The organism is Rheinheimera sp. EpRS3 (genome assembly GCF_001513785.1).
GTDB lineage: Bacteria > Pseudomonadota > Gammaproteobacteria > Enterobacterales > Alteromonadaceae > Alishewanella.
In genome coordinates, this window is record NZ_LNQS01000009.1 from 438,653 (window position 1) to 451,411 (window position 12,759).

12 protein-coding genes and 3 tRNA genes are annotated in these 12,759 nt (G+C 47.0%); 6 read left to right on the forward strand and 9 right to left on the reverse strand.

Annotated elements, in window-relative coordinates; all coding sequences use genetic code 11:
- Positions 1 to 31 precede the first annotated feature (31 nt).
- Positions 32 to 1,033, reverse strand: coding sequence for an ExeA family protein (locus AR688_RS14440; protein ID WP_068235319.1), 1,002 nt, complete (start codon positions 1,031 to 1,033; stop codon positions 32 to 34).
- Positions 1,034 to 1,381: 348 nt separating this feature from the next.
- Between AR688_RS14440 and AR688_RS14445 the strand changes: the two genes are divergently transcribed.
- From AR688_RS14445 to AR688_RS14455, 3 genes are all read left to right on the forward strand, one after another.
- Positions 1,382 to 1,457 (forward strand) — tRNA-Ala (locus AR688_RS14445).
- Between the two features lie 14 nt (positions 1,458 to 1,471).
- Positions 1,472 to 1,547: transfer RNA gene (locus AR688_RS14450), tRNA-Glu, on the forward strand.
- 32 nt (positions 1,548 to 1,579) lie between these two features.
- Positions 1,580 to 1,655 (forward strand) — tRNA-Glu (locus AR688_RS14455).
- Between the two features lie 84 nt (positions 1,656 to 1,739).
- On the opposite strand, the gene AR688_RS14460 is transcribed toward AR688_RS14455, so the two are convergent.
- On the reverse strand, positions 1,740 to 2,330 hold the full coding sequence (locus AR688_RS14460) for an arylesterase (RefSeq protein ID WP_068235322.1): 591 nt from the start codon (positions 2,328 to 2,330) through the stop codon (positions 1,740 to 1,742).
- Between AR688_RS14460 and AR688_RS14465 the strand changes: the two genes are divergently transcribed.
- Positions 2,329 to 3,036, forward strand: coding sequence for an ABC transporter ATP-binding protein (locus tag AR688_RS14465; protein ID WP_068235325.1), 708 nt, complete (start codon positions 2,329 to 2,331; stop codon positions 3,034 to 3,036). The genes AR688_RS14460 and AR688_RS14465 overlap by 2 nt on opposite strands.
- On the forward strand, positions 3,026 to 5,512 hold the full coding sequence (locus AR688_RS14470; protein WP_068235326.1) for an ABC transporter permease: 2,487 nt from the start codon (positions 3,026 to 3,028) through the stop codon (positions 5,510 to 5,512). The genes AR688_RS14465 and AR688_RS14470 overlap by 11 nt, the downstream gene beginning before the upstream one ends.
- Here AR688_RS14470 and AR688_RS14475 read toward each other — a convergent pair.
- The 5 genes from AR688_RS14475 to AR688_RS14495 form a co-directional block, all read right to left on the reverse strand.
- Positions 5,509 to 6,402: a TIGR01777 family oxidoreductase gene (locus AR688_RS14475; RefSeq protein WP_068235329.1), complete on the reverse strand. Its 894-nt coding sequence runs from the start codon at positions 6,400 to 6,402 to the stop codon at positions 5,509 to 5,511. The two genes, AR688_RS14470 and AR688_RS14475, sit on opposite strands and share 4 nt — an antisense overlap.
- A 45-nt stretch (positions 6,403 to 6,447) precedes the next feature.
- Entirely contained in the window at positions 6,448 to 6,813 is a 366-nt protein-coding gene (gene folX / locus AR688_RS14480; RefSeq protein ID WP_068235332.1) for a dihydroneopterin triphosphate 2'-epimerase, read from the reverse strand.
- A gap of 90 nt (positions 6,814 to 6,903) precedes the next feature.
- The gene (locus AR688_RS14485) at positions 6,904 to 8,211 is read right to left on the reverse strand and encodes an ATP-binding protein (RefSeq protein ID WP_068235333.1); all 1,308 of its coding nucleotides are present in this window, start codon (positions 8,209 to 8,211) and stop codon (positions 6,904 to 6,906) included.
- A 1-nt stretch (position 8,212) separates the two neighbouring features.
- A complete protein-coding gene (locus tag AR688_RS14490) occupies positions 8,213 to 8,890 on the reverse strand; it encodes a response regulator transcription factor (protein ID WP_068235334.1) in 678 nt (225 codons plus the stop codon).
- Positions 8,890 to 9,147 carry a PepSY domain-containing protein gene (locus AR688_RS14495; protein ID WP_068235335.1) on the reverse strand — a complete coding sequence of 86 codons (258 nt, stop codon included), beginning with the start codon at positions 9,145 to 9,147 and terminating at the stop codon, positions 8,890 to 8,892. Before AR688_RS14495 ends, AR688_RS14490 begins: the two co-directional genes overlap by 1 nt.
- A 359-nt stretch (positions 9,148 to 9,506) precedes the next feature.
- Here AR688_RS14495 and AR688_RS14500 point away from each other — a divergent pair, with 359 nt between their 5' ends.
- The gene (locus AR688_RS14500) at positions 9,507 to 9,818 is read left to right on the forward strand and encodes a ComEA family DNA-binding protein (RefSeq protein ID WP_068235338.1); all 312 of its coding nucleotides are present in this window, start codon (positions 9,507 to 9,509) and stop codon (positions 9,816 to 9,818) included.
- Between the two features lie 20 nt (positions 9,819 to 9,838).
- On the opposite strand, the gene AR688_RS14505 is transcribed toward AR688_RS14500, so the two are convergent.
- Both AR688_RS14505 and putP read right to left on the reverse strand, forming a co-directional pair.
- Positions 9,839 to 11,059 (reverse strand): EAL and HDOD domain-containing protein, encoded by a 1,221-nt coding sequence (locus AR688_RS14505; protein ID WP_068235341.1) that lies wholly within the window; start codon positions 11,057 to 11,059, stop codon positions 9,839 to 9,841.
- A gap of 109 nt (positions 11,060 to 11,168) precedes the next feature.
- Positions 11,169 to 12,635, reverse strand: coding sequence for a sodium/proline symporter PutP (gene putP / locus AR688_RS14510; RefSeq protein WP_231732101.1), 1,467 nt, complete (start codon positions 12,633 to 12,635; stop codon positions 11,169 to 11,171).
- Positions 12,636 to 12,759 lie beyond the last annotated feature (124 nt).

Here is a 12,759-nt window from a genome sequence, read left to right on the forward strand (position 1 = left end):
TTGCAGGCGCATCGGCGTCGTTATGCAGTGTTTATGATTCTTTATTATCTCTGCTGTTGAGTAATTGCTGCTGTCGTTTAAGCAACACATCCAGCTCTTTTGCCATGCGGATCTTTTGCTCCAGGGCACTGTCAAGCACCGCCGACAATTCACTTAGCATACTCTGGGTTGATACTGCCTGAGGTTGCTGCACTGACATTGCAGGCGCGGATGGTTGCTGGTTGGCAATCTCTTGCGACAATTCCTCCAGTACAGTTTTGACATGCTCTGCAGTAATAACCGGGCACTCTTCCAAATAACCAAATAACAGTATTCTGTCCATTACGGTATTAATTTTTCGCGGTATGCCGCGGCTATGTTGCTGAATAAGGGCGAAACAGGCGTCTTGTAAGATACCGGCGTTGCCGCCAGCTTGTAGCAAACGGTATTGGATATAGGCTTTGGTATCTTCAATCTGAAATGCTGAGAGATTTGATGATGCAATAATTCTTTGACGAAATTGCTCCATATTCTCGGCTTGAATAATGGCATTTAATTCATTTTGACCCAACAGAAAACTTTGTAACAGTGGTTTACCATTGAGTTGAAAATTAGACAGCATGCGCAGCTCTTCAATAGAGGCCAGCGGTAAGTTTTGGGCTTCATCTACCAGCAGCAGTGCTCTGCGATGCTGTGAATGCAGGCGTTTAAGATAGCTGTAGATAGCATCAAGATAGCTGGCTTTAGTATGCTCGGTTACCACCAAATTAAAACAGGACGCAATCATCCGAATAAGGTCGTCAGGTTCCAGTTTTGATGTGACAATCTGTTTGGCAATAATTTCGTCCTGATTCAACTGACTTAACAACTGGTTGGCAATAGTAGTTTTTCCGGTGCCAACATCACCCGTGATGACAATAAAACCCTCACCCTGGCTTAATCCATACTGTAAATAGGCGAGGGCGCGCTTATGCAGTTTGCTGGCATAAAACAAGTTCAGGCTTGGTGTAAGCTGAAATGGCCGTTCCTTTAACCCGTAGTACTTTTCGTACATAGTGAAAATCCTTTTATAGTAACGCAGGTCTTAATTACCGCGCTTGCGGCTTGTCTGATGTGGCTTAGTTTATACAAAAAACAGCCATAACACGATGCTGACAGGCAAATGCGGCAGGGGTTTTTTCTCTTTACCTGCAGCTGGCTTAAATCGATATCGTTAAATCGTTCGCTAAGCTGTTATAAAGTCTGTAATTTCAGCAGTTTTTGCCTGCAAATTCAGCATTGCGTTTAAAAAACGTCCGAACGATAAAAGCTGCTGAAAAAACTGTTGACACATTTTCAGTGGCACCCTAGAATGCGCCCCGTGTTCAGCGCTAACGCAGGTTAGCAAAAAGCACAAAAGTGTGGGGCTATAGCTCAGCTGGGAGAGCGCTTGCATGGCATGCAAGAGGTCAGCGGTTCGATCCCGCTTAGCTCCACCAAGATTTTTTCGTGCGTCCCCTTCGTCTAGAGGCCTAGGACACCGCCCTTTCACGGCGGTAACAGGGGTTCGAATCCCCTAGGGGACGCCAATTAATCTGCAATTTTGAATGAATGTCTTTGCGTCCCCTTCGTCTAGAGGCCTAGGACACCGCCCTTTCACGGCGGTAACAGGGGTTCGAATCCCCTAGGGGACGCCAATTCGCGTCATAATCTTAATTTACCAATACACATCCGCTAACAAACTCATCCTTGAGTCTTTACCTATTCTGTTTCAAACTCCACTAATCTGTTTTTAACGCTGCCAATAGCTTGCCGACAAATTCACTAATCAGCGGCTGTGCCTGGCTGTTCGGATGTATGCCATCTGGTAGCATCAGCTCACTGTTAATTGCAATGTCGTCCATAAAAAACGGCCATAGTGTTATTTGATGTTTTTTTGCCAGTTGCGGGTATAAATCACTGAATTGTCTGCCGTAACGTGGTCCATAGTTTGGCGGAATGCGTATTTGCATTAACACCGGCGTGGCATTACTCTGCAGTATCAATGAAATAATGTTATTGAGGTTCGATTGCACAGTATCAATGGCAAAACCGCGCAGGCCATCGTTACCGCCAAGCTCAATTAATACCGCGTCTGGTTGGTGTTGTTTTAACAGTGCGGGTAAACGTGCTAATCCGCCAGCGGTAGTTTCACCGCTGATGCTGGCATTAATCAACTGCCAGTCTTGCTGTTGCTGTTGTAGCAGGTGTGGCCAGCCCTGTTGCTGTTGCATGCCATAAGCTGCGCTAAGGCTGTCGCCAAGGATAAGTAATTTTTGTGCGAAACAAACCTGACTGAAAAATCCGATTAACAAAATTAAGAAAATACGCATGATGAAAATACCCGAAGTTCATATTAAGGCGGTTAACCTGGCTAAGAGCGTCAAAGTTACCGATGGTTCACTCACTATCCTGCATGATATCAGTTTGACTATCAATCGCGCTGAGACAGTTGCTATTGTCGGTGCTTCAGGCTCTGGTAAGTCAACATTATTGAGTTTACTGGCCGGACTGGATGTACCTACTGCCGGTGAAGTGCATTTAGCCGGGCACTTGCTGCATACGCTTTCAGAAGATCAGCGTGCGGCAATCCGTGCCAGAGATGTGGGTTTTGTATTTCAATCGTTTTTGCTATTACCCAGTTTGACTGCGCTGGAAAACGTTACTTTGCCTGCTGAGCTTGCCGGTGATAAACAGGCTAGACAGCGCGGGCTGGAATTATTGCAGCAGGTTGGCCTGGCACAGCGGGCACATTTTTATCCGGCGCAATTATCCGGTGGTGAACAACAGCGTGTTGCAATAGCGCGGGCTTTTATTACGCGCCCTGCAGTACTGTTCGCCGATGAGCCTTCAGCAAATCTTGATGCTACAACAGGACGTAAAATTGAAGATTTGCTGTTTAGTTTAAACGCTGAGCAGGGCACTACACTGGTGTTGGTAACACACAATGATGAACTGGCCGCCCGCTGTCAGCGACAGCACCGGATGCAGGCCGGACGTTTTGTTAGTGCAAATGAGGAAATGGCGCATGTGGGCTAGTATCGCCTGGCGCCTGTTTTGGCGCGAATTAAGCCGTGGTGAGTTATGGGTTATCGCTTTTGCTTTATTTCTGGCGGTAGGTTCAGTGGTGAGCCTCAGTGGCATTACGCAGGGGGTGAAAAGTGCCCTGATGCAACGCAGTGCTCAGTTTACCGCAGCAGATAAAGTACTACGCTCCAGCCAACCGTTTGATCCGGCGGTGATTGAACTTGCGCAGCAGAATAATCTGGCAACGGCGCAGCAAATGCAGTTTGATTCTATGTTGTTCGCCGGTGACAGTATGCAGCTGGCAACAATAAAGGCAGTGAGTAGCAGCTATCCATTACGTGGTGAGCTGTTGCTTAAAAAGTCAGAGAATATAGGTAGCGGTGAGGATGGCAATCTGGAACCCGGTTCAGTTTATATTGAAGAGCGCCTGTTTAATTTACTGGGTATAGCACCGGGTGACAAAGTTGAGATAGGCATGCTAAGCCTGACCGTTAACGGCGTTATTGCCAATGAACCTGACGCACCACTAAGCGTTTTTGGCGGAGCTCCACGGGTACTGATGCATTTGGATGATGTTGGCGCCACGCAAATTGTGCAGCCGGGCAGCCGTATTGGCTATCGTTATTTATTTGCCGGTGCAACGGCAGATCTTGCCAGTTTTGAAAACCAGATGACACCACAGCTGACAGCGCATCAGCGCTGGCAGGATATGGACCGCGAATCTGCCATTGGCAGCGCACTGGAACGTGCAGAGCGTTTCTTACTGCTGGCAGGGCTATTGGGTATTGTTTTAGCTGCCTGCGCAGCTGCTGTAGCGGCTGGTCGCTATAGTCAGCGACACACCCAGTCGGTAGCCGTAATTAAAGCTCTGGGCGCCACTACAGCGCAAATCAGGCTTATTTATGGTAGCCACCTGTTGCTGGTGGTTATGTTCAGTCTGTTGTGCGGTGCCGTTGCCGGGCAACTCACTATACAAGCCGCACAATGGGGCATTACGCAGTTTCTCAGCGATTACCGGGCTGAGTTTAGTTGGCGTCCGCTGTGGCTGGGCATACTAACCTGTGCTATTTGTGCCTTGTTATTTGCAGCCCGGCCTATGTGGCGATTATCTCAAACTGCAGCAATAGATGTGTTAAAGCAACCGGCAATAAGTTTGGGTCTGGATAAACTGCAACTGGTATCCGGTGGTGTGGCCATCTGGGGCCTAATGTGGCTGTTTAGCGGTGAATTTATCTTAAGTATTGGCTTGTTTGCGCTTTGCGGCTTGTTTGCTTTGCTGCTGCTCGGTGGCGCCAGTTTACTGGTGCGGCTGGCAAAGCCGGTGGCTGCCGGGCAAAGCAGCGCCAGGCGTCTGGCGTTAGCCAATTTACGTCGTCGGCTTTGGGCGAATAGTTTTCAGTTGATCACGTTTAGTCTGGCCATTTTTCTTGGCTTGTTACTATATTTCCTGCGCGCAGAGCTAATTGGTCAATGGCAGCGGCAAATCCCTCCGGGTGCGCCAAACCAGTTTCTGGTTAATATTACTGAACAGCAACGCGTTGATCTGAAACAGTTTGCTTTGCAGCATAATTTGCAGCTGGACGCTTATTATCCTGTAGTACGTGGCCGCTTATTGTCGATTAATGACGAGCAACTGCAGCAAGAGGCCACTAAAGAGGATCGCAGCCAGCAGCGCGTAGGGGTAGGGCGTGAGCTAAACCTGACCTGGCTGTCAGAGTTGCCGGCCAATAATCAAATTACCGCAGGTAACTGGTTTGACAGCACTGCCACTGCGCAGGTGTCGGTGGAAGCCGAGCTGGCTGAGCGGCTGGCGTTAAAGTTGGGTGATTCGCTGGTGTTTTCTATTGGTGGTGAACCTAAAAGTGCCAAAGTAAGCAGTATTCGCAAAGTCGATTGGAACAGTTTACAGCCGAATTTCTATATGATTCTAAGTCCTGACTTACTGGCAGATTTTCCGGCTACTTATATCACCGCCTTTTATCTGCAGCCTGAGCGCAACCAATTGCTGAACCAACTGGCGCGTTTAATGCCCACGGTCACAGTAATAAGCGTAGATAATATTATAAAACAGGTAAACGATATTATTGAGCAAGTGACAGTAGCACTGAGTTTTATCCTGGTGATTATCTGTCTGGCCGCCGGATTAGTGCTGGTCGCTCAGGTACAGGCTACGCTGGAGCAGCGTGAGCAGGAACTGGCTATTTTGCGCACTTTAGGGGCCCAGTATGCATTTTTGCGTAATGCTTTGATGCTTGAGTTTGCCTTGCTGGGGGCCATGGCCGGTTTATTTGCCACCATTCTGGCTGAGTTGATGCTGGTGATAGTGCAGCAGCGGGTATTTAATATGCCGTTTCAGTTGCATTACCATTTGTGGGGGCTGGGGCCTGTATTGGGTGTAGTGGCAGTAACCTTGCTTGGCTGGTGGCAGCTCAAGCGGCTGCTGCGTATGCCTGGTGCCCAGTTAATGCGTAAAGTGCTGCAAGGTTAACCTTGCAGCGCCTCCAGTGCATCGGGTAGTTGAGTATAGTTAAACGTAAAACCGGCATGTTGTAGTTTTGCCGGTATAACCCGCTGGCCGGTGAGTAACAAATCGGCCATTTCACCGAGCATAAGCTTAAGCACAACGGCCGGCATGGGGAGTATCGCGGGACGGTGCAATGCACTGGCCAGTTGCTGGCTGAATTCAGCATTAGTTACCGGGTTAGGGGCTGTAGCGTTAAACGCGCCGGTTAATGTAGGGTGCTGCAGCAAAAAGTCAGTTAAACGCAGCATGTCTTGCAAATGCACCCACGACATATACTGCTCACCAGTACCAATACGACCACCCAGGCCGAGCTTAAATGGTGGCAACATTTTTTTTAATGCGCCACCTTCATTTGCCAGGACAATACCCGTACGCAGCAAACACACCCGGGTATGTTCCGACTGAGCTTCCTGCGCCAGTTGCTCCCACTGCAAACACAGCATAGATGCGAACTCTGGGTTAAACAGAGTGTAGTTTTCATCAATAAACTGTTGTTGCTGGCGGCCATAAATACCGATAGCAGAACCGCTGATCAGTACCGACGGCGGTGAACTGGCGGCTTTAATCGCACCAACCAGTTGTTCCGTTATCATCCAGCGGCTTTCACACAGCAGGCGCTTTTGCGCATGACTCCAGCGTTTGCCAACAATAGGTTCGCCAGCCAGGTTTATCACCGCATCAATCTGGTTAAAATCAACCTGCTGCAATGACTGTACTGTGCATACCTCTGGCCCCAGCCGTTGCTGAGCTCTGGCCGGATCACGTGTTAGCACAACCAACTTATGCTGGTTAAGCCAGTGTTTTACCAGTGCTGTACCAATTAAACCGGTGCCGCCGGTCAGTAAAATATGCATAGATAAACCTTGCTGACAGCGTTGAACACAACCTCAGTATAGAGGTTATTTATTCAGCGACAGGGTAAGCGATACGGAATCTGCAAAACGCAGGGCGTGGGGTTTATCAATTTCTACTTCGGCATAACGCACTGAAGGGTGTTCGGCCGCAATGGCCAGCACTTCTGCTGTCAGTTTTTCTAATAAAGAAAAGCGCTGTTGCTCAACCAGGGCAATAATTTTTTTAGTAATAGTGCGGTAGTTAAGCGCCTTGTCCATATCATCAGTATTAGCGGCATCGGCGGCGCTGTAATGAATTTTCGCGTTAATGACTACGTCTTGCTTGTTGTTTATTTCTTCATCTTTAATACCAATGTAGGTACGTAGACGTAAGTTTTTAATTTTTATTACGGCGGGGTTATTCAGTTCCATCAGATGGTATCCAACTCAAATTAGAAATGCAGTATGCCATTACGCCCGGTTTGCCCGGCACGATCAGCACCGGGGCACAGGATAACGTATTTAGTTAAATTTCACGCTAAAACGGGCGCCGCCCAGCGGGCTGTCATCTAATACCAGTTCACCGGAATAAGACTCAACCAGCTCTGCAACAATAGCCAGCCCTACGCCATGGCCTTCACGATAAGTATCCAGCCGTGTACCGCGCTCAAACAACTGCTTACGCTTTGCCACTGGTACGCCGGGGCCATCGTCTTCAACACAGAGGCTGAACGGGTTTTGGCCAATAGTGACATAAACCTGATGCCGGCAGGCTTTACTGGCATTGTCGAGCAGATTGCCAAGAATCTCCATTAAGTCTGTCTCATCACCGCGAAATACCGCGTTAGCAGCGCAATCTACAGTGAAAGCAACATTCTTATCGCGATAAATTTTCTGCAGCGCTGAAGTAAGCTTCTCTATTAACGGTTTAACGGTAATTTGTTTTTTCCAGATATCCTGGCCTGAACTGCTGGCACGTTTAAGCTGGTGCTCAATCATGGCGGTAATACGATCCAACTGCTCTTTAAGCTCTGGTTGCTGGCTAAGGGCGGAGGTTTGTAATACAGCTACAGGCGTTTTCAGGGCATGAGCCAGATCGCTAAGGTGATGGCGGTAGCGCTGTTTTTGCCGGTTTTGGTTTTGCAGCAGTAAATTTAAGTCTTCTTTAATAATGGTCAGCTCCGCCGGATAGCGGCCAGTCAGCTGTTCCTGGCTGCCATTTTCGACCCGGCGGATTTCATGATCCAGCCGCGACAGAGGTTTGGTAGTCCAGTAATAGGCCAGCAGCATTAACAGTAGCAGCATAATGCCGATGCCGATAAACCACTGAATTAACGTTGCGCGAAATGTCTTTTGCGGAGCTATTAAACGTTCATGGGTTTGTACCACATGCATACTAAGTGGCCGGGTGTAATCTTCGGCATCAAATAATAATGAGATGGATAAAACCCAATACTGCACGCCGTGTTGTGTAACCTGGCGGAATAAATGTTCGCCTGGCGGCATCTCTTCTGCCGGTGGCACAAAGTTCTGGTTCAGTGACGAGTCCGATTGCCAGACTAAGTCCTGTTCATGGGTAATAAAAGCGCTCAGGCCAGAGTCTGGCCGGTAAAAATCCGGCGCCAGAGTATTGTTGATTAGCTCAACTTTGTCTTCTGACACGCTAAGTTCAGATAACATAGCGTACATATGCACTTCCAGCTTCTGTTCTGTGTTAGTCAGAAGCTGGGTGTAAAACGCACGATCAATCGCCAGAAAAGAGCTGGGAAGCAGCAACAGCAGCAAAAAAATGCTGATCAGCAGCTGCCTCAGCTTTAATGACAGTGCCATATCAGGCTACTGTCATTGTGAAGCGATAGCCTCTGCCACGCAATGTTTCTATGGGCTTAGTTTCGCCATCCGGGTCCAGCTTTTTGCGCAGGCGCAGTACAAAAACCTCAATAACATTGCTGTCCAGATCAAAGTCCTGATCATAAATATGTTCGGTCAGTTCTGTTTTTGAAATCACCTTGTTCGGGTTAAGCATAAAGTATTCAAGTACCTTGTACTCGTAAGCCGTAAGGTTTATTTCTTCCTCGCGAACCCAAACCTGTTGGGTGCGGCTATTCAGTGCAATAGGGCCTGCTGAAAGCGTAGGTTCCGGTTGGCCAGCTGCACGGCGGATTAACGCATTACAACGTGCCAGCAGCTCTTCGGTATGAAAGGGTTTAGTCAGATAATCATCCGCACCTGCATCCAGCCCTTCCACTTTTTCCTGCCAGCTGCCACGGGCGGTTAGCACAATAATTGGAGTTTTGAGCGCTTTTTGTCTGGCTTTACGGATCAGTGTCAGGCCATCCATTTTCGGTAAACCGATGTCAATAATTGCCAGATCGTAAGGATACTCAGACAATTTAAACCAGCCATCATCACCATCGGTCGCAACGTCAACGCTAAATTGTTGCTGCTGCAGTTGTTCTTTAATTTGCTGAGCCAGCAGGTTTTCATCTTCAACAACTAATAAACGCATTAATTTCCTTCCCTTTGCACCTGGCCGGAACGGCCATCAACTAATACTGTTACCACGCGGCCATCAGATTGTAACACCCTGATGCGATAATTTTGTTGCTCGGTTTGAACTTTGACGATTTTACCCGGATATCTCTGCTGTGCCAGGGTTGCAGCTTGTTCTTTTGACACAGCAGGTCGTTTAGGCGACGTCATGGCAGCAGAGGTAGCACTAAATAGCAGTGCAATTGTGATCAGAAGTACCTTAGTGCGAAGCATTGTTCTCTCCATAATGTATCAGCGGTACTGTACCGAACTATTAATTCAGCGGCAATCATCAATGTGTGTCAAAGACTTATCTTTGCTTTTCCATCACACTTCAGCACCTTTTTTAAGCTTCTGCCAGCAGCTTAGTGGCAGATGTCTTAATTAGCGCTGAATGTTATTGCTAACTAAATTGGATTTAGGTTAATTAAAATTTGCAAATGTGAATTTATTGGCTAATTTAAAAATGTTGGCATTCATAGATCTCCGATGCTGATTGGGTAGCCTGCCTGCCGGAATAATGCCAACCGTGGTATGTCAGGCTGTAGTCGAGGACGTCTTCAGGGATAGGGGAGCACTTTAAGGATGAAACAATGAAACAACTAGCTATTGCTGTGGGCATGACATTATTAACCTTAACTGCAAACCAGTGTCTGGCCCAGACGCAACCTGCACCTGAGGTTACCAAAGCCAGCGCAGCTGCGCATAATGTGCAAAAGGTAAATATCAACACTGCCACGCTGGATCAACTTGATGCAATTCCTGGTTTAGGCAAGAAAAAAGCTCAAGCCGTGCTGGATTACATTGCAGAAAATGGCCCGATTAAAGATCAGGCACAGCTAACTCAGGTAAAAGGTATTGGCGACAAACTTGCGGCTAAAATTGGCCCTTACCTCAGTTATTAAAAGCAGGAGCAGCCCTTGGGTTAGTCGCCAAGGGCTTTCATTTGCTCATTGGCCCACTGTACTGCCGTATGATAAGCATCAGGCACTTTATCTGACTGTAATTGCAGCATATTGATTGCCTGATTAGCTTCTTGCCACTGGCCTTGTTCATAAAACTGTATCAAGGTTATGTACTCCGACAACACACCTTGCTTTATGACCAGCGCATCTTTAATTTCCTTAGCTAAAGGCAGTTTGCTCATGACACTGTCTATAGGTTCGTCCAGAATTGCATCCATCAGCGACATCATGCCGGTAAGAAAAGCTTTGGCGGTATCTACTTTGCCGTGCAGTTCAGCAATACCTTCGGCAAAGCGGGCTCGGGTCATTGATAAACGCATTAGCTCTGCCGGTTTATCACTGCTTATTTGTGAGGTAAATAATAACGACAGAAATTTCTTAAGTTCAGCCTGGCCCAGCACAACCAAAGCTTGTTTTATGGTTTCAATTTCTGAGCGACGTTTAAAAATAGTGGAGTTGCTGTAGCGCAGCAACTTGTATGACAGGTGCACATCACGCTGAAATACCTGAGTAATTTTACCGAGATCCAGATCTGATTTAGATGTTTCATACAGCAATTCTGCCAGCGTCATTTGCGCCGGTGACAAGGCTTTACTTTGCATCATTTCGGGCTTGGAGAAAAAGTATCCCTGGAAATAACTAAAACCAAGATCAAGGGCGACCTGAAACTCTTCATTAGTTTCTACTTTTTCGGCCAGCAACTTAATATGCGGAAAATCAGCAATGGCTTGCTTAATATCAGTAATAGTATCGGTTGAGGTAGAACGAAAATCGATTTTTATTATGTCGATAAAAGGGTAAAAGTGCCGCCAAACCGGCTGATGAATATAGTCATCTAAAGCCAGCACATAGCCTTTTTCTTTTAAATCCTGGCATTCAGCCAGCAAGCGTTTACCCGGTTGTATGGTTTCCAGTATTTCTACTACAACCTGTTCTTTGGGCAGCATACTGGGATATTTTTTTTGCAGAGTATCCAGGGTGAAATTGATAAAGCCGGGTTTATCACCGAGAAAATCGTCCAGCCCGAAACTAAACTGGCTGCCTTCAACCATGCGTGACGTTGCTTCGTCGCCGTCTATGTCTGGAAATGCATTTTCAAGGCCATCGCGAAATAATAACTCGTAGGCGTATAGTTCTTTATTACGATTGAGAATAGGTTGGCGGGCCGCATAAAAATACATAGACGTATGGTCTCATAAGGAAACGCTGAATTTGTAATTTAGCAAAAAATTGTCAGCAGGGGATACAACTTTTTGTTGCTCCCCGGCTGATCTTTAAAGGTAAGTGTTATTAAGCCTGTTTCAGTTTAACCAGCATCTGCTCAAATAGCTGTTTTACTTCAGCGGAAGGCTGTTTTGTTAGTTTACTGACCAGAATAATAGTTACAGTGCTGACAATAACGCCAGGAACAATTTCATATACCACACTGCTTAGCGTATCGCCGTTTTCAAATACAGGTACGAAAATCCAGAATAAGACAGTTGCAGCACCGCTAACAATACCACTTAATGCGCCGGCAAAAGTCATACGTTTCCAGTACAAGCTTAGCACTACCAGAGGGCCAAAGGCTGAACCAAAACCAGCCCAGGCATTGCTTACCAGCTGTAGAATAGAGCTGTCTCTGTCATACGCCAGCACAATGGCAACCAGCGCTACTGCCAGCACAGATAAACGTCCAACCATAACCAGTTCATGCTGGCTGGCATCACGTTTAACAAAGGTTTTGTAAAAATCTTCTGTCAGTGAACTGGACGTTACCAGCAATTGTGATGAAATTGTGCTCATAATCGCGGCCAGAATTGCGGCCAGCAAAAAGCCGGAAATTAACGGGTGAAACAAAAACTCAGAAAACACGATAAAAATAGTTTCAGGATCGCTTAATGTCATTTTGGTGTTGGCAACATAAGCTATGCCCACCAAGCCTGTCATTACTGCACCAATTATAGTCACCAGCATCCAGCTCATACCAATACGACGTGCAGCTTTAATATCTTTTACCGAGCGTATTGCCATAAAACGTACAATAATGTGTGGCTGGCCAAAGTAACCAAAACCCCAGGACAATAAAGAGATAATACCCAGAGCTGATAAGGCTTGAGCTGTTTCGGCGTTAGTAAAAGGGTCGATATAATCTGCGTTAAGCGCTGTAACCTGCGAAAAAACCGAGCTTAAGCCGCCCAGATGATCTATGGCAACCACGGGCACCAGGATCAACGCAATAAACATAATACAGCCCTGGACAAAGTCGGTAATGCTCACCGCCAGAAAGCCACCAAATAAGGTGTAAGCCACCACCACACCGGCTGTTACGTAAAGGCCCAGCTCGTAGCTTAAACCGAACGAGCTTTCAAATAGTTTACCTCCACCAACTACACCTGATGAAGTATAAAGGGTAAAGAAAATAACGATAACGACAGAGGATACAATACGCAGTAAGCGGGTTTTGTCAGCAAAGCGGTTTTCAAAATAATCCGGAATGGTAATCGAGTCGTTTGCTACTTCGGTGTATACCCTTAGCCTTGGTGCAACGATAAGGTAGTTAAGATAGGCGCCAATAAGTAAACCTACGGCGATCCAAACACTACTGACACCCGACAAGTACATGGCGCCGGGTACGCCAAGCAGCATCCATCCGCTCATATCTGATGCACCCGCCGACAAAGCAGTAACACCAGGGCCCAGTTTGCGGCCACCGAGCATATAGCCTGAAACATCATCGCTGGACGTTTTGTAACCGTATAACCCTATCGCCAGCATGGCGATAAAATATATTCCCAATGAAATAATAGTGCCTGTTTCCAAAACAGTTTCTCCTTATTAAGCTGCACTGAGCTTTGGTTAGCCTGTGGCTAACCAAAGCTCAGTGGCCAACCAAAAAATA